Source organism: Meridianimarinicoccus zhengii, from assembly GCF_003254465.1.
GTDB classification, from domain to species: domain Bacteria; phylum Pseudomonadota; class Alphaproteobacteria; order Rhodobacterales; family Rhodobacteraceae; genus Meridianimarinicoccus; species Meridianimarinicoccus zhengii.
The window spans coordinates 1-16,745 of the sequence record NZ_QDFI01000083.1; the positions used below are offsets into that span (position 1 = coordinate 1).

Genomic DNA, 16,745 nt, shown 5'->3' on the forward strand with positions numbered 1-16,745 from the left:
CGGCGGCACTGGCCGACGGGGCGGCGCAGGCCGTGGCGGCGCTGGACGATCTCGGCATCCGGGCGCAGGCCACCGACGCGCCGCGCGCCGCGGACGAACCCGCCACCGGGGCGGCGTTCTGGCATGTGCCGGGCAAGCGCCGCGCCTGGGTGGATTTCCAGAACGACGTGACGGTGAAGGACATCACCCTCGCGCGGCAGGAAGGCATGGGCGCGGTCGAACACCTGAAACGCTGGACCACGCTCGGGATGGCGACCGACCAGGGCAAGACGGCGAACGTGACCGCGATCGCGGTCATGGCGGAACTGGCGGGCAAGGACATCCCCGCGACCGGCACGACCGTCTTCCGCCCGCCGGTCACGCCTGTGTCGTTGGGCGTGCTGGGCGGCGGCGACACCGGCATGCAGTTCCGCCCCGCGCGGCTGACACCGACCCATGCCTTCGCCGAAGCGCGGGGCGCCGCGTTCACCGAGGCCGGGCCGTGGCTGCGCGCGCAATACTTCCCGCAGGCGGGAGAGACCCATTGGCGGCAATCCGTGGACCGGGAGGTGCGCGCGGTGCGCGCCGCCGTGGGCCTGTGCGATGTGACGACACTGGGCAAGATCGACGTGCAGGGGCCGGATGCGGCAGCGTTCCTCGACCGCGTCTACGCCAACACCATGAGCACGCTCAAACCGGGGCGGGTGCGCTATGGCCTCATGCTGCGCGAGGACGGATTCGCGTGGGACGATGGAACCTGCGCCTGCATGGCTCCCGGCCATTACGTCGTGACCACGACCACGGCGAACGCGGGCGCGATCTACCGCCACATGGAGTTCGCGCGGCAATGCCTGTGGCCCGATCTCGACGTGACGCTGATCTCAACCACCGACGCCTGGGCGCAGATCGCCGTGGCGGGGCCTGCGTCGCGCGACCTGCTGGCGCGGGTGGTGGACGGGTTCGACCTGTCGAACGACGCCTTTCCGTTCATGGCCTGCGCCGCGCTGACCGTGTGCGGCGGCCTGCGGGCGCGGCTCTTCCGCATCTCGTTCTCGGGCGAGCGGGCATACGAACTGGCGGTGCCCGCGCGCTATGGCAACGCGCTTATGGACCGGCTGATGGCGCTCGGCGCGGATCTGGGGGTCACGCCCTACGGGACAGAGGCGCTGGGTGTCCTGCGCATCGAAGCCGGGCACGCGGCGGGCAACGAGTTGAACGGCCAGACCACGGCGACCATGCTGGGGCTGGGGCGCATGGTGTCGGCGAAGAAGGACGCCATCGGCGCGGTGATGTCGCGGCGCGCGGGGCTGGCGGACGACCCGCGGCGGCTGGTGGGGCTTGTGCCGGTCGATCCCGCGCAGCCGGTTGTGGCCGGGTCGCACCTGTTCGATGCTGATGCGCCGCAGGACATGGCGCATGACCTCGGCTGGGTCACGTCGGCCTGTTTCTCGCCGCATCTGGAAACCTCCATCGGGCTCGGATACCTGAGCGGTGGCGCGGACCGTCTCGGGACCGAGGTGATCGCCGCCAACCCGATCGAGGGGCAGAGCGTGCGTCTGCGCGTGGTAGCCCCGAAATTCATCGACCCCGAAGGGACCCGCCCCCGTGATTGATCCGACAGACACGACCGATCTGACCCCGCTGACCGCCCTTGGCGATACGGCCCCCCGAACCCGCACCATCGGCGCCCTGACCCTGCATGAGGATGACCGTCTGGCGCTTGCGTCCCTTGCCGCACCCGACGATGCCCCCAGACCATTCGGCATGGCGCTTCCGGCGCCGGGCGGCTGGGTGGCTGCGCCGGACGGGCTGGGCGCGTTCTGGATGGCGCAGGGCCAGTGGATGATCACGGGCGCGGGGGCCGCAGACCGCGACTTCGCCGCCGAGGTGGCACTGGCTGCACCGCAGGCCCGCGTGACCGAACAGACCGACGCATGGGCTGCCATCGCGATCACGGGCGATGCCGCGGCGCTGGCATTGCTGCTGGAACGGCTGGTCAACCTGCCGCCGCGCGCCACGGCACCGGGGCGCTCCACCCGGACGCTGCTGCATCACATGGGCGTTTTCGTGATCCGGCCCGCCGCCGACCGGCTGTTCGTGCTGGGCATGCGCAGCGCCGCCGGGTCGCTGTGGCACGCGCTGGCGACCGCCGCCGACCGGCTGGCCGGGCGGGAGGACGCGGCATGAGCGCGCATATCCTCGACGGGAAAGCCTTCGCCGCCACGGTCCGCGGGCGCGTCGCGGACCATGTCGCCCGCCTGCGCGCCGACCATGGCATCACGCCGGGGCTTGCCGTGGTGCTGGTGGGCGAGGACGCGGCGTCCCAGGTCTATGTGCGCAACAAGGGCCGCCAGACGGCCGAGGCGGGGATGGAAAGCTTCACCCACCGCCTGCCGGCCGACACGGTGCAGGCCGATCTTCTGGCCCTGATCGACCGGCTGAACCAGGACGATGCTGTCCACGGGATCCTCGTGCAACTGCCGCTGCCGGCGCACATGAACGCCGACGCGGTGATCAATGCGATCGACCCCGCCAAGGACGTTGACGGGTTCCATATCTCCAACGTCGGGCTGCTGGGGACAGGGCAGGCAGCAATGGTGCCCTGCACGCCGCTGGGGTGCCTGATGCTGCTGCGCGACCATCTGGGGGATCTGTCGGGCCTTGATGCCGTGGTGCTCGGGCGGTCCAACATCGTCGGCAAGCCGATGGCGCAACTGCTGCTGCGCGACAGCGCCACGGCGACGATCGCCCATAGCCGCACTCGCGATGTCGAAGCGGTCTGCCGCCGCGCCGATATCCTGATCGCCGCCGTAGGACGGCCCGAGCTGGTGCGCGGCGACTGGGTGAAACCGGGGGCCACCGTGATCGACGTGGGCATCAATCGCATTCCCGCCCCGGAAAAGGGCGAGGGGGGAACAAGGCTGGTCGGCGACTGCCATTTCGACACGTGTGCCGCCGTCGCAGGGGCCATCACCCCGGTCCCCGGCGGTGTCGGGCCCATGACCATCGCATGCCTGCTGGCCAATACCGTCACCGCCTGCTGCCGCGCGGCGGGCCTGCCCGCGCCCGACGACCTGACCGCCTGACCACCAAGGAACCACGCGCCATGAAATACTGCCTGACCGTCGCCTGCCCCTCGGCCCGCGGCATCGTTGCCGCCATTTCGACCTATCTTGCCGAGAATGGCTGCAACATCACCGACAGCGCGCAGTACGACGACGTGGAGACCGGGAATTTCTTCATGCGGGTCAGCTTCGTGCCCGAAACCGGCGCGACGCTGGACGCGCTGACCGACGGGTTCGACAAGACGGCCACCGAATTCGGCATGACCTATACCTTCCGCGACGAGACGGCGAAGATGCGCGTGGTCATCATGGTGTCACGCTTCGGGCACTGCCTGAACGATCTGCTCTACCGCTGGCGGATCGGGTCGCTGCCGATCGAGATCGTGGCCGTTATCTCCAATCACATGGATTACCAGAAGGCGGTGGTGAACCACGACATCCCCTTCCACTGCATCCGCGTGACGCCCCAGAACAAGGCGCAGGCCGAGGCCCGGATCATGGAGGTGGTGGAGGAAACCGGCGCGGAACTGGTCGTGCTGGCGCGCTACATGCAGATCCTGTCCGAGGAGATGTGCGCGAAGATGTCCGGGCGGATCATCAACATCCACCATTCGTTCCTGCCCAGCTTCAAGGGGGCCAACCCCTACAAGCAGGCTTTCGCGCGCGGGGTGAAGCTGATCGGGGCGACCTCGCACTACGTGACGACGGATCTGGACGAAGGGCCGATCATCGAACAGGACACGGTGCGCGTGACCCATGCGCAAAGCCCGGACGATTACGTCAGCCTCGGGCGCGACGTTGAAAGCCAGGTGCTGGCCCGCGCGATCCATGCCCATGCCAACCACCGGGTGTTCCTGAACGGCAACAAGACGGTGGTGTTCCAGGCATCGCCGGGCGCGTATTCGTCCGACCGGATGGGCTGACATGACAGCGCCCGCCGGATGGGGCGGGCGCGTCATGCGATCTGGGGGCCGGGATCAGGCCGCGTCGATCTTGACCAGTTCGATCTCGAAATTCAGCGTCTCGCCCGCAAGCGGGTGATTGGCGTCCAGAACGACCGTGTCCTCGGTTACTTCGGCCACGACCACCGGCATCGCCTGCCCCTGCGCGGTCTGCACCTGCAACTGCGTTCCGGGATCGAGCGGGATGTGATCGGGGATCTCGGCCCGCGGCACGGCCTGCCGCGCCTCGGGGTTCACGGTGCCATAGGCGTCTTCGGGCGCGATGGTCACGGCCTTGGTTTCGCCCTCGGCCATGCCGGGCAGCGCGCTGTCGAGACCGGGAATGATCTGGCCCGAGCCGACCTCGAACTGAAGCGGCTCGCGGTCGCGGCTGCTGTCGAAGGTCGTGCCGTCGTTCAGCGTGCCGGTGTAGTGGATGGAGACGGTATCGCCCGCCTTGACCTCTGCCATGGGTCTCTCCTGTGATGATGATGTGGGGGAAGTTGCGGTTGCAAAATGGCGGGGCACACACCCCGCCGACGAATGACCATAGCGTAACAGGCGACGCGGCGGTGTAAACCGGCCCGCCTGCGCGGTATCGCCGCCCCGCGTCCCGGCGCGCGCGGGGCTATATCCGGGACGACGCGACGATCCCGAAAGGCCCTCGATGACCGTAATCCTGACCATCACCGTCAACCCCGCGCTGGACCTGTCCACCGCAGCACCAGCCGTCATCCCGGACCGCAAGCTGCGGTGTACCGCCCCGCGGGTGCAGCCCGGTGGCGGCGGCGTGAACGTGTCGCGCGCGATTTCCAACCTGGGCGGGACCAGCTCGACGCTTCTGGCTTACGGGGGCCCGACGGGCGCTGCGCTGACGGATGCGCTGCGGGCGGAGGGGCTTGTGCCGCGATCCCTGGGGGTGGATCACGCGACACGGCAGTCCCTGACGGTGCGCGATGCGGGCACCGGGTTGCAATACCGCTTCATGATGCCCGGGCCGGACTGGAGTGGGGCCGATTGCGCCGCGGCGCGGGCCGCGATCCTTGCGGCGCTGGAACCGGGTGCGCTGGTGATCCCGTCGGGCAGCTATCCGCCGGGGCTTCCCAACGATTTCTTCGTGGCGCTGAACCGGGAGGTGGAGGCTGCGGGCGGGCGCATGATCCTCGACACATCGGGGGCCGCGCTGCGGGCGGCGGCACGCCCGGGCACGGGGCTTTTCGCGCTGCGGATGGACCAGGAAGAAGCGCAGGAACTGTCCGGCGCGCGGCTGAAACGGCTGGACGAGATCGCGGATTACGCCAGCCGCCTGCACCGGGACATCGGCGGGCAGATCGTGATGATCGCCGCGGGTGCCATGGGCACGGTGATTGTCACGCCGGACTGGCGCGGGCTCTTGCGCCCGCCGGTGGTGGTGCCTGTGTCCAAGGTCGGCGCGGGCGACAGTTTCGTGGGCGGCTTCGCACTTGCGCTGTCGCGTGGCGACGACCCGGTGACCGCCTGCGCGCTTGGCGTGGCGGCAGCCGCCTCTGCGGTCACAACACCGGATACGGACCTGTGCGACCGGGATGACGTGGAGCGGTTCGTGACCGAGGTGACGCGCAGCCCCCTGTAAAGAGAACCCCCGCCACGACACTGCGCGGCGGGGGTTCGGTACGTCAGAGTTCCGGGACAGGCCCGGCTGCCATGCGCGCCTTACGCGGCTTCGGCGAGATGCTCGAACCGATCAGCGTTCATGACCTTGGTCCAGGCCGCGACGAAGTCGTGCACGAATTTCTCGTGCGCGTCGTCCTGGGCATAGACCTCGGCATAGCTGCGCAGGACCGAGTTGGACCCGAACACGAGATCCACGCGGCTCGCCGTCCACTTCGTGTCGCCCGACGCGCGATCGACGATGGCATAGCTGTTCTTGCCGGTGGGTTCCCACTTGAAGGCCATGTCGGTCAGGTTGACGAAGAAGTCGTTCGTCAGCGCGCCGACCCGGTCGGTGAACACGCCATGCGCGCTGCCGCCGTGGTTGGTGCCAAGAACGCGCATCCCGCCGACCAGCACGGTCATCTGGTGCGCCGTCAGGCCCATCAGTTGCGCACGGTCGAGCAGCAGTTCCTCAGGGCCGACGACATAGTCCTTCTTCACCCAGTTGCGGAACCCGTCATGGATGGGCTCCAGCGGCGCGAAGCTGTCGGCATCGGTCATCTCGTCCGTGGCATCGCCCCGGCCCGGCATGAAGGGCACGTCGACAGCGATGCCCGCAGCTTGCGCGGCCTTTTCGATGCCCACATTGCCCGCCAGCACGATCACGTCCGCGACGCTGGCACCGGTTTCCGCCGCGATGGGCTCCAGCACTCCCAGCACGCGAGCAAGACGGTCGGGTTCGTTGCCTTCCCAGTCCTTCTGGGGCGCCAGCCGGATGCGCGCGCCGTTGGCACCGCCGCGCATGTCCGACCCGCGGAAGGTCCGCGCGCTGTCCCATGCGGTGGCGACCATGTCGGCCACCGACAGACCGGCATCGGCGATCTTCGCCTTGACCGCGGCCACGTCGTAATCCGTGGACCCCGCGGGCACAGGATCCTGCCAGATCAGGTCTTCCTGCGGCACTTCGGGACCGAAATAGCGCACTTTCGGGCCCATGTCGCGGTGGGTCAGCTTGAACCATGCCCGCGCGAAGGTGTCCGAAAAATAGTCGGGATCCTTGCGGAACCGCTCCATGATCTCGCGGTAGACCGGGTCCACCTTCATGGCCATGTCGGCATCGGTCATCATCGGCATGACGCGGATGGACGGATCCTCCACATCGACCGGCATGTCCTCTTCCTTGATGTCCACGGGCTTCCACTGCCACGCACCGGCGGGGCTCTTGGTCAGCTCCCATTCATGGTCGAGCAGCATGTCGAAATAGCCCATGTCCCACTTCGTCGGGTTCGTGGTCCATGCGCCTTCGGGGCCGCCGGTCACGGTGTTCCGTCCCACGCCGCGCGACGTGTGGTTGTTCCAGCCGAGCCCCTGCTCGTGCACGCCCGCACCCTCGGGCGCCTCGCCCAGTTGCGCCGCGTCGCCATTGCCGTGGCACTTGCCCACGGTGTGGCCACCCGCGGTCAGCGCGGCGGTTTCCTCGTCGTTCATGGCCATGCGGGCGAAGGTCTCGCGCACCTGCCCGGCGGTCGCCTGCGGATCGGGTTCCCCGTTCACGCCCTCGGGGTTCACGTAGATCAGCCCCATCTGCACGGCCGCAAGCGGATTTTCCATCGTGTCGGGCTTCGAGACGTCGTCATAGCGGGCGTCGGACGGCGCCAGCCATTCCTTTTCCGCACCCCAGTACACGTCCTTTTCAGGGTGCCAAACGTCGGCGCGCCCGAAGCCGAAGCCGAAGGTCTTGAGACCCATGGATTCATACGCGACATTGCCCGCCAGCAGGATCAGGTCGGCCCAGCTGATCTTGTTGCCGTATTTCTTCTTGATCGGCCACAGCAGGCGCCGGGCCTTGTCGAGATTGGCGTTGTCCGGCCACGAGTTCAGGGGCGCGAAACGCTGCTGGCCCGTGCCGCCGCCACCGCGCCCGTCCGCGATGCGATAGGTGCCCGCGGCGTGCCATGCCATGCGGATCATCAGGCCGCCGTAATGGCCCCAGTCGGCCGGCCACCAGTCCTGGCTGTCCGTCATCAGCGCGTGCAGGTCAGCCTTCAACGCGGGCACGTCGAGTTTCTTGAGTTCCTTACGATAATCGAAATCCGGCCCCATCGGGTCGGTCTTGGAGTCGTGCTGGTGCAGGATGTCGAGGTTGAGCGCGTTGGGCCACCAATCCATCACCGACACGCCGGCCGCCGTCAGGCCCCCGTGCATCACCGGGCATTTGCCCTTCGCGTTCACATCGTTGCCGTCCATGATCGTCTCCCGCTTGCCTGTTAGGTTGGCGCGAGGGCCGAGTCGCCCTCGTTCGCACGATCCATATCCGACAGGTTCAATAAAGCAAAATACCGTTTTCTGAATGGTTCCATAAGCCTGCCTGATGTATGCGCGACGAGTTCATCTTTTGATTGCACTGTCGCGTCACAGCCCTTTCTGCGTTATCCATGGGTCAATTAATTGACCAGGGAGGCCAGAATGGCACATGACGGCGCGGCGGATTTTCTTCAGAAGCTTCGGGCCTTTCACGCCCATGGCGCGACGCAGGATCGCCTGTCGCTGGCCGGCAAACCCGGCACATCGGCGCTTTCCGGCTGGTTTCTAGGGCCGATGGGCGAGAACCGGGACCTGTTCCGCGAACTCGTCGGCATGGCGCTCGATGCCAATTGCGACGCGCGCGAAGCCTATGGCAAGCAGTTCGGCGACCCGCTCTACGTGACCGCGGCGCGCAAGGCGCTGCCGGGCTACGCGCACACCACCGACGCGCTGCGCGACAACCTGCGCGAGATGCTGCACGACCTGCACGGGTCCATCCCGCTGTCGAGCTATCGCAACCAGTCGCACATGTACTGGGATGTCACCCTTCCGGGCATGGTCGGGTATTTCGCCGCGATGCTCTACAACCAGAACAACGTCGCCGCCGAAGCCTCCCCCGTCACGACCCTGCTCGAAATCGAGGTCGGGCGCGACTTGTGCGCGATGCTCGGCTACGACACCCCGACCGAGGCCGAGATCCACGCGGGCGCCATCGCACCTTGGGGCCATATCACCTGCGACGGGTCCGTGGCCAACGGCGAATCGATGTGGGCGGCGCGCAACCTGAAACTGCTGCCCATCGCCCTGGCCGCCGCGATCAAGGGGATGCCCGAGATGGCGGCGGGCCGGATGCTGACCGTGCCCTGCCCCACGGGCGGGCGCGCGCATCTCTTGGACCTCGACACATGGTCGCTTCTGAACCTGCGCGTCGATGACGTGATCGCCCTGTCGCCGCGTCTGCAATCGGAATGCGGGCTGGACGCCAAGACGATCGAGGCAGCACTGAACACCCATTCGGTGCAGGCGCTGGGGCTGGCCGAATTCCAGCGCCGGTTCCTTGCCGCGGACGCGCCGCACCTGCCGGTCGTCATCACCCCCGCCACGGCACATTATTCGTGGCCAAAAAGTGCAGCACTCCTGGGGTTGGGGTTCAGCCATGTGTGGAAGGTGCCTGTGGACCTCGACGGGCGGATGTCGCTGGTCGAACTGCGCCGGATGCTCGACCAGTGCCTCCGCGAAAAGCGCCCGGTCATGGAAGTCGTCGCCGTCATGGGCACGACCGAGGAGTCCGCCGTCGATCCGCTGGCCGACATCGTCGCCATGCGCGAGGAATACAGGCAGATGGGGCTGGAATTCGTGCTCCATGTCGATGGCGCATGGGGCGGGTATTTCAACAGCATCAACCGTGTGCCCTGCGGGGCCGACCCGGACGGTCCCGTGTTTCAACCGGACGAGGCGGAGGCGGGGATGGAACACACCCCGGCCATGCTGATGAGCGACTACGTCACCCGGCACTACGCCGCCCTGCCCCATACCGACAGCCAGACGGTGGACCCGCACAAGGGCGGGTTCATTCCCTATCCGGCGGGCGCGCTGTGCTATCGCAACGGCGCGATGCGCGACCTCGTGGCCTTCACCGCGCCGGTGGTGTTCCATGGCGGCGTGGACCCGACCGTGGGCGTCTACGGCATCGAAGGATCGAAGCCCGGCGCGGCGGCGGCGGGGGTATACCTGTCGCACGCCATCATCCGGCCTGACCGGTCGGGCTATGGCAAGCTGCTGGGCAAGTGCATCTTCAATTCCAAGCGGCTCTATGCCGGGCTGGTGTCCATCGGCTACGGCAAGGGCGCCCCGGCGGAATCGATCCGCGTCGTGCCATTCCAGCGGATGCCGGTGGAAAAGGCGGGCGGCACCGCGGCGGAACTGCGTGCGCAGCTCGATTTCCTGCATGACGAGATCGTGCCGCGGGAAAACGACGACCTTGTGGCGTATCTCGCCGACAACCAGGACGCGTTGCAGGTCTTCCGCGATCTCGGGTCCGACCAGAACATCATCACCTATGCCGTGAATTTCCGCACGGCGGAGGGCTGGAACAGCGACATCGGCCTGATGAACGAGCTGACCAACGCGATCTACCGGCGGCTCAGCATCAGCGACTTCAACGGCGGCACCGTGCCCGAAAAGCCGATGTTCGTCACCGCCTCCAGCTTCGAAGTCGCCGATTACGGGCAGGATTTCGTCGATGCCTTCGCCGCGCGCGCAGGCGTCGGGCCGACCCATGGCACGGGCATCCAGTTCCTCGTGTCCACGACACAGGACCCCTGGGTGACGGCCACCGCCAAGGGAAATTACCTGCCCTATGTGGTCGATGCCTTCAAACGCACGGCGCTGGACTGTGCCGCTGTTCTTGTGCGCGAACATGGGTTCACGCCCTTCGATGGGGTGGCCTGAGCGATGGTCGAAACCCTGCCCTACGGCGCGTGGCCCTCGCCCATCGCGCCCGACGACCTTGCCGCCGGCGCCCGCAAGTTCGAGCTGACCGCGCTCGACGGTGATGCCGTCTGGTGGATCGAAAGCCGCCCCGACGAAAAAGGCCGGTCGGTGGTGATGCGCTGGACCGGTGCGGCGGGGGCGGAGGACGTGACCCCGCCGGGTTATAGCGCCGCGACGACGATCAACGGCTATGGCGGCGCGGCGATGGGTGTGCGCGACGGGGTGGTGTGGTTTTCCAACATGGCCAGTGCGCAGGTCACGGGCACGCGGGACCTGCGGCTCTACCGGCAGGTGCCGGGGGAATATCCCGCGCCGGTCACGCCGCTGGTGGCCGGGTGCCTGTCGGAAATCACGCCCGACCCGACGCGCGGCGTGGTGTTCGCCGTGCGGCAGGACCCGGACCGGCCGCTGAACGGGCAGGCACGGCAGACCCTCGTCGCCCTCGACATGGAGGGTCGGCGGCTGCCGGTGACGCTAGCCGAGGGCGGGGATTTCTACGCCATGCCGCGCCTGTCGCCCGATGGCCGGCACATGGCGTGGATCACGTGGGACTACCCGTCGATGCCGTGGGACGGCACGCGGCTGCAGGTGGCGGACCTGGACGCTTCTGGTGCGGCGATCTCCGTGCGCACGATCGGCGGCGCACCGGCGGCGGACATAGACCCCGCGCTGAACCCGGTCTTTCAGGCCGCGTTGCGCTATTCCGACGAATCGATCCTGGAACCCGTCTGGGGACCGGACGGCACGCTTTACGTCGTCTCCGACCGGCTAAAGATCGACGGCACCCGCTGGTGGAACATCCACCGGGTGGACGGCGACGACCTGGTCCCGGTCACGCGGGACTCTGCGGAATTCGCGTCGCCGCCGTGGCGGCTGGGCACGGCCAGCTATGCGATCCTCGACGCCGACACCGCGCTTGCGACATGGACCAGCGGCGGGCTGTGGCAGTTGGGCCGGGTCTGCCTGCGCAGCGGCGCGCTGACCCCGATCGACACGCCCTACACCAGCATCACCCACCTGCGGGCAGCGAATGGCGTCGCTGTCTTCGTGGGCGGGCGGTTCGACGCGCCCGCAGCCGTGGTGCGCATGGACCTTGCCACGGGCGCGATGCACGAAATCCGCAGTGCCAATCCGGGCCTGTCCGACGCCGCACGCGCCTGCCTGCCGGTACCGGAACCCATCCGCTTCGCAACCGGCCCCGACCATGGCGACAAGAAGGAAACCGCGCAGGCTTTCTTCTATCCGCCGACAAACCCGGAAGCCCGCGCGCCGGAGCACGACCGACCACCGCTCATCATCGTGATCCATGGCGGGCCGACCGGCCCCGCAGGCGCGGCGCTGTCGATGGATATAGCGTTCTTCACGTCGCGCGGGTTCGCCGTGCTCGACGTGAACTATCGCGGTTCGACGGGATTCGGGCGGGCCTATCACCAGCGCATGTATGGTGACTGGGGCGTCGTGGATATCGAGGATTGCGTGGCCGCCGCCCGGCATCTCGTGGCGCTGGACAAGGTGGACCGCTACCGCATCGTGTCGCGCGGCGGATCGGCGGGGGGCTATACCACGCTGGCGCTGGCAACCTTCACGGATCTGCTGTCGGCGGGCGCGAGTTACTACGGCATCTCCGACCTGCAGGCCATCGCGCGCTTCACCGACAAGCTGGAGGCCCATTACGCCGAGCTTCTCGTCGGCCCCTACCCGGCGGCACAGCGCGTGTTCAAGGCGCGCTCACCGCTGTACCATGCCGACAGGATTGCCTGCCCGCTCATCATCTTCCAGGGTGAGGACGACCCGGTGGTGCCGCGCGCGCAGGCGCAGGTACTGATCGACGCCATGCTTGACCGCAAGTTGCCCGTCGCGTGGGAGTTCTATCCCGGCGAAGGCCATGGCTTCAAACAGCGTGCCCATATTGTTCAGTCCCTGAGCGAGGAACTCGCTTTTTACGGGAAAATCATGGGCTTCGTGCCGCAGGGTGTGACAATCCAGCCTGACATTCGCAACCGGGAGGGGTAAGGTCCCGACAACCGCAGGGAAGGCAACGCCATGTTCAAGATCGTGACCGGTCACAGCGAAGACCCCGAAACCGACATCGCCACCCACGAGGCGCTGGACAATGCGCTCGAACGGCTGAACGGGACGCCCCCGCGCGGCGCGCTCGTCTTCGCCGCGATCGACATCGACCTGCCTGTCATGGCTGCGATCCTGCGCGACCGCTTGCCGGGCGTGCCAGTGTCGGGCTGCACCACGGATGGCGAATTGAGCGGCCCGGCGGGGTTCCTTGAGGACAGCATCGTCATCACCCTGATCGCGTCCGACACGGTGGAGGTCAGCGTGGGCTACGGGCAGGGCGCGGCCAGCGACCCCGCGCGCGCCACGGCCGACGCGGTGGCAATGGCGCGCGCCGGGAGCGGCCAGGAACCGGCCCTGTGCATCGCCACGCCCGAGGGGATCGGCACCAACATCCACCACATCCTCGACGGTCTGCGCGCGGCGCTGGGATCGGATTTTCCCATCGTCGGCGGGGCCGCGGGGGACCAGTTGCGCTTCACCAAGACCGGGCAGATCTGCAACGACGCGGTGCTGACCGACGCGGTCGTGGTAATGCTGCTGAGCGGGCCGCTCGTGGTGTCGAGCGGGGTTGCGACGGGCTACGCCCCGCTGGGATCGCGCCACATGGTCACGCGGGCCGAAGGCGCGGAGATCCACGAAATCGGCGGCCGCCCGGCGGTGGAGCTTTATGACGACTACGTGCAATCGCATTCCGTGCATTTCCCGCTGGCGGTGCATGTGCCCGAACGGGGCGGCTACGTGCTCAGCACGCCGCAGCGGTTCGACCGCGACAGCGGGTCGATCCATCTCGTGAACCCGATCCCCGCCAACAGCGAGGTGCAGATCGCCACCGCCACCCGCGACGAGATCATCGCGGCGGCGCGGTCCGCGGGCGAACAGGCCATGGCCGGCTTTCCCGGCGGCAAGCCCGAGGCGGCACTGGTGTTTTCCTGCGCCGGGCGCCGCGCCGTGCTGGGCACCCGCACGAACGAGGAATACCGCTGCCTGACCGAGATCATCGGCACCGAGATACCGACCGCAGGCTTCTATACCTATGGCGAGATCTGCCCCGGCGGACCGAATGGCCGGTCGCTGACCCATACGAACGCACTGGTGGCGGTTCTTCTCGGCACACGGGCTGGCTGAGGGGGTTTCGACCCATGGATGGCGCACGCGACAACGCGACGGACGCGTCCCCGGACAAGTCGCACGACACCGGCCGGGAACTGCGCATCCTGCGCAAGAAGCTGGACAAGGCACGGCGCACGCAGGCCGAGCTGGAAAACCTGATGGATGCCAGCCACACGTTCCAGCGCAACATCATCAAGGAAGTCGAAGCGTCCCGCGCGGAAATCGAGACCAAGTCGCGCGAACTGGAACAGGCCTATGCCTCGCTGCAGGCGGAACAGGCGCGCACGGACCAGTTGCTGCGCTCGATCATGCCCGACGACGTGGCGGCTGAGTTGAAATCCACCGGCCGGGTGCAGCCGCGCCGGGTCGAAAGCGCCACGGTCATGTTCGCCGACTTCGTGGCCTTCTCGGCGGCGACCGAGCGGCTCGACCCGGTGGCGCTGGTCGAGATGCTCGATCATTACTATTCCGCCTTCGACCGCATCATCGCGGGGCACGGTGTCGAGAAGGTCAAGACCATCGGCGACGCCTACATGTGCGTGGCGGGCATGCGCCCCGGCGACGACGCGTCCCACGCGCGCCACATGCTGGGCGCCGCGCGCGAGATCCTGATGTTCGTGCGCGACGCGCGCGCCCGGCCCGGCAAGTGGCCGCGCATGTGGGACGTGCGGATCGGGCTGAACAGCGGGCCGCTGTCCGGCGGGATCGTGGGCCATGACCGGCTGAGCTATGACATCTGGGGCAACACGGTGAACACCGCCGCGCGGGTCGTGAAGGCCTGCGCGCCCAACACGATCACCCTGTCGCAATCCACCCGCGACCTGCTGGGCGGCGATCCCGCGCTCCATGCCCTTGGCGCGGTGGAGGCCAAGGGTATCGGCGACGTCACCGTCTATCGCTTCGAGATCTGACCGCCCCAGCGATCAGAACATCATCACCGGTCCATGTAGATCGGGTGCACGGGCACCAGGCTGTCTGGCGTCTGGTAGTCCTGGTGCACCGACGCCGCCACGTAAGGAAAGCGGTCGCTCAGCGGCTGGTCGCTGTAGCGCGGCAGCACCGTGCCTTTGGGGGCGAAATAGAACGGGTTCACGTTGGCGATGGTCCAGAACACGCTGTCTTCGCGCAGGCTGCGCTGGTGCGGATAGCCGCGCGGATCGGCATCGGCGTCCCAGTGCAGGATGTCGGGCAGGTAGAACTCCACCCGCTCGTCGATCCGCGCTTCTTCCATCTCCAGTTGCGCGAAGCGATACGCGAACTGGTCGCCGTACAGCGCCGGGTCGTCGGCGGGCGCGGTGCTGTTATAGGCGTCGTTCAGATCGCCGATGGTCGGATACTTCGCCCGCTCCCGCGGCAGATACAGCTCCGGGTTGCGGCCCGGCGGCGGATCGACCAGGAAAATGCCCTGAATGCCCGTGCGCCCCATCCGGTCCACGGCGGTGCCGGCGTCATTGGCGACCACGGACCAGAACCCGGCCTGCCGCAATTCGGGGATCATCGGCACCTCCAGCACGATGACCGTCATGTCGGTCTTGCCGAAGGCGAGGATCGACGACGGCTCGGCGGGCAGGTCGTCCCCTGCCCCGAGCGCCTGCCGGATCGCCAGTTCCGTGGGCGCCTGCACATCGGTGAAATCGAAGAAGAACGGATCGCGCCGGACGCCCGCGAACAGCAACTCGCCCGCCTTGCCCTCCGCCACCTCCAAGGGTGCGTTCAGGGCGGTCGTGAAGCCCTCGGCGATCACGTCGCCCTGCCAGCCATTGGCGCGCGCTTCGGCGCCCGACGCCCGGCGCAGCGTGATGCTCTGTTTCTGCGGTTCGCCGTCGATATCCGCCGCCCGCAGCTTGTAGGCGATGTCGGCGCGCGCATCGCCATCGGTGTCCAGCTTGAACTGGTAGACCAGCGTCGGATCGAGCTTGATGCTGTCCGAGGGCGGCGAGTCCTCATCCGGCGCGCCCGACAGCGGGTTGACCGTCATCACCATGGCAAGACCGCCGGTCTGCGGGCCTTCGAAGATGAAGATGTCGCCGATATCCGCCGCCGGGTTGGCGCGCGTCGCGGGGCTGTCCTTGTGATCCGACGCCGCGGCGCACCCTGCCGCCACCAAACCGGCGGCCATGACCCCTGCCGCCAGCCGGCTCCCGGTTCGTGCCCTTGCATGACCCGTCATCTGCACCCCCTGCTCTTCCATGCTGCGACGCTAGCCGCTCTGCCCATGCGGGTAAAACGGAATCCACGGCGGCACCGTGTTCCAGCGCACTGAAATCGGTTGTCACCCCGTGGCCCCTGCGCCAACCTGCGGCGCACGCACGAAGGCGGGGCCGCAAACTGATCGATCCGCAAGGAGGCGACATGTCCGGACAGGTGGCACAGGGCGCGGGGCTCGCGGGCGTCGGCATCTACATTCTCGCCTACGGGCTCTTGCAGGCCGGGCTGCTGCGCGGGACCGGCTATCTCTACCCGGCGCTGAACCTTGCGGCCGCGCTGTTGCTGCTGGTCAGCCTCAGCCAGACCTTCAACCTTGCCGCAGCGCTCGTGCAGGGCTGCTGGGTGGCGATCAGCCTGTTCGGGCTGGCGCGGCGTTTCCTGCGCGACCGGCGGGTGCGCATGACGCCCGAGGAAGAGGCGCTTGTCCGCGCAGCCTTCCCGCGGCTGAGCCGGGAACAGGCGCGGCGCGTGCTCGATGTCGGTTTCTGGCGCAACATCGCGCCGGGTACCACGCTCACGCAGGAAGGCGCGCCGGTCACCACGCTTTATCACATCACCCATGGGCAGGCAGAGGTCGAACAGGGCGGCGTGATCGTCGCACGGCTGGACCACGGCTTCGCGGGGGAAATCCAGGCGCTGCGGCAGGGGCCCGCATCGGCAACGGTCCGGGCGCGCGAGGCGCTGCGCTGCTTTGCTATGTCCGGCCCGGCCCTGGCGGCCCTGCTGGCGCGGGATACCGACCTGCGCGCCGCCGTGCTCGACGATCTGCACAGGGACACGGCACGCAAGCTGACCGGCGCAAGCCACGATCCCCAGCGGGCATGACGCGCACCGGGGCCGGGCCCGGCGGGTTCAGGCGACCTGCCGCCCTGCCGCCCAGACCCCGCGCAGCGCCGGCACCGCGCCGGCCAGCCCGAAGCGGATCACGTCGGCCCGCAGGCCC

General features: G+C 68.0%; 13 protein-coding genes. 10 read left to right on the plus strand and 3 right to left on the minus strand.

The window, feature by feature from the left end; genetic code table 11:
• From DDE13_RS19020 to purU, 4 genes are all read left to right on the plus strand, one after another.
• Positions 1 to 1,592 (plus strand): glycine cleavage T C-terminal barrel domain-containing protein (locus tag DDE13_RS19020; protein WP_328587854.1); only part of this gene is annotated, 1,592 nt, incomplete at its 5' end.
• Entirely contained in the window at positions 1,585 to 2,166 is a 582-nt protein-coding gene (locus DDE13_RS19025) for a sarcosine oxidase subunit gamma (protein ID WP_235868779.1), read from the plus strand. The genes DDE13_RS19020 and DDE13_RS19025, both read left to right, overlap by 8 nt.
• Positions 2,163 to 3,065, plus strand: a complete 903-nt coding sequence (gene folD / locus DDE13_RS19030; RefSeq protein ID WP_111405819.1) for a bifunctional methylenetetrahydrofolate dehydrogenase/methenyltetrahydrofolate cyclohydrolase FolD — start codon at positions 2,163 to 2,165, stop codon at positions 3,063 to 3,065. The genes DDE13_RS19025 and folD overlap by 4 nt, the downstream gene beginning before the upstream one ends.
• A gap of 20 nt (positions 3,066 to 3,085) precedes the next feature.
• On the plus strand, positions 3,086 to 3,967 hold the full coding sequence (gene purU, locus DDE13_RS19035) for a formyltetrahydrofolate deformylase (RefSeq protein ID WP_111405820.1): 882 nt from the start codon (positions 3,086 to 3,088) through the stop codon (positions 3,965 to 3,967).
• A 54-nt stretch (positions 3,968 to 4,021) separates the two neighbouring features.
• Here purU and DDE13_RS19040 read toward each other — a convergent pair whose 3' ends face one another.
• The gene (locus tag DDE13_RS19040; protein ID WP_111405821.1) at positions 4,022 to 4,456 is read right to left on the minus strand and encodes an FKBP-type peptidyl-prolyl cis-trans isomerase; all 435 of its coding nucleotides are present in this window, start codon (positions 4,454 to 4,456) and stop codon (positions 4,022 to 4,024) included.
• 196 nt (positions 4,457 to 4,652) lie between these two features.
• On the opposite strand from DDE13_RS19040, the gene DDE13_RS19045 reads away from it, so the two are divergent.
• Positions 4,653 to 5,597, plus strand: coding sequence for a 1-phosphofructokinase family hexose kinase (locus tag DDE13_RS19045; RefSeq protein WP_111405822.1), 945 nt, complete (start codon positions 4,653 to 4,655; stop codon positions 5,595 to 5,597).
• Between the two features lie 80 nt (positions 5,598 to 5,677).
• Here DDE13_RS19045 and katG read toward each other — a convergent pair whose 3' ends face one another.
• The gene (gene katG / locus DDE13_RS19050) at positions 5,678 to 7,864 is read right to left on the minus strand and encodes a catalase/peroxidase HPI (RefSeq protein ID WP_111405823.1); all 2,187 of its coding nucleotides are present in this window, start codon (positions 7,862 to 7,864) and stop codon (positions 5,678 to 5,680) included.
• A gap of 219 nt (positions 7,865 to 8,083) precedes the next feature.
• Here katG and DDE13_RS19055 point away from each other — a divergent pair, with 219 nt between their 5' ends.
• Genes DDE13_RS19055 through DDE13_RS19070 form a run of 4 tightly spaced genes read left to right on the plus strand, consistent with a single transcriptional unit; the run spans position 8,084 to position 14,505 of the window.
• A complete protein-coding gene (locus tag DDE13_RS19055; protein WP_111405824.1) occupies positions 8,084 to 10,372 on the plus strand; it encodes a pyridoxal phosphate-dependent decarboxylase family protein in 2,289 nt (762 codons plus the stop codon).
• 3 nt (positions 10,373 to 10,375) lie between these two features.
• Positions 10,376 to 12,427 (plus strand): alpha/beta hydrolase family protein, encoded by a 2,052-nt coding sequence (locus DDE13_RS19060; RefSeq protein ID WP_111405825.1) that lies wholly within the window; start codon positions 10,376 to 10,378, stop codon positions 12,425 to 12,427.
• A 30-nt stretch (positions 12,428 to 12,457) separates the two neighbouring features.
• Positions 12,458 to 13,609 (plus strand): FIST signal transduction protein, encoded by a 1,152-nt coding sequence (locus tag DDE13_RS19065; protein ID WP_111405826.1) that lies wholly within the window; start codon positions 12,458 to 12,460, stop codon positions 13,607 to 13,609.
• Between the two features lie 14 nt (positions 13,610 to 13,623).
• Positions 13,624 to 14,505, plus strand: a complete 882-nt coding sequence (locus DDE13_RS19070) for an adenylate/guanylate cyclase domain-containing protein (protein ID WP_111405827.1) — start codon at positions 13,624 to 13,626, stop codon at positions 14,503 to 14,505.
• Positions 14,506 to 14,528: 23 nt separating this feature from the next.
• Here DDE13_RS19070 and DDE13_RS19075 read toward each other — a convergent pair whose 3' ends face one another.
• Positions 14,529 to 15,713, minus strand: coding sequence for a DUF4331 family protein (locus tag DDE13_RS19075; RefSeq protein ID WP_162631093.1), 1,185 nt, complete (start codon positions 15,711 to 15,713; stop codon positions 14,529 to 14,531).
• A 233-nt stretch (positions 15,714 to 15,946) separates the two neighbouring features.
• On the opposite strand from DDE13_RS19075, the gene DDE13_RS19080 reads away from it, so the two are divergent.
• Complete coding sequence (locus tag DDE13_RS19080) at positions 15,947 to 16,627, plus strand: cyclic nucleotide-binding domain-containing protein (RefSeq protein ID WP_111405829.1); 681 nt, start codon at positions 15,947 to 15,949, stop codon at positions 16,625 to 16,627.
• The last annotated feature ends 118 nt before the right edge of the window (positions 16,628 to 16,745 follow it).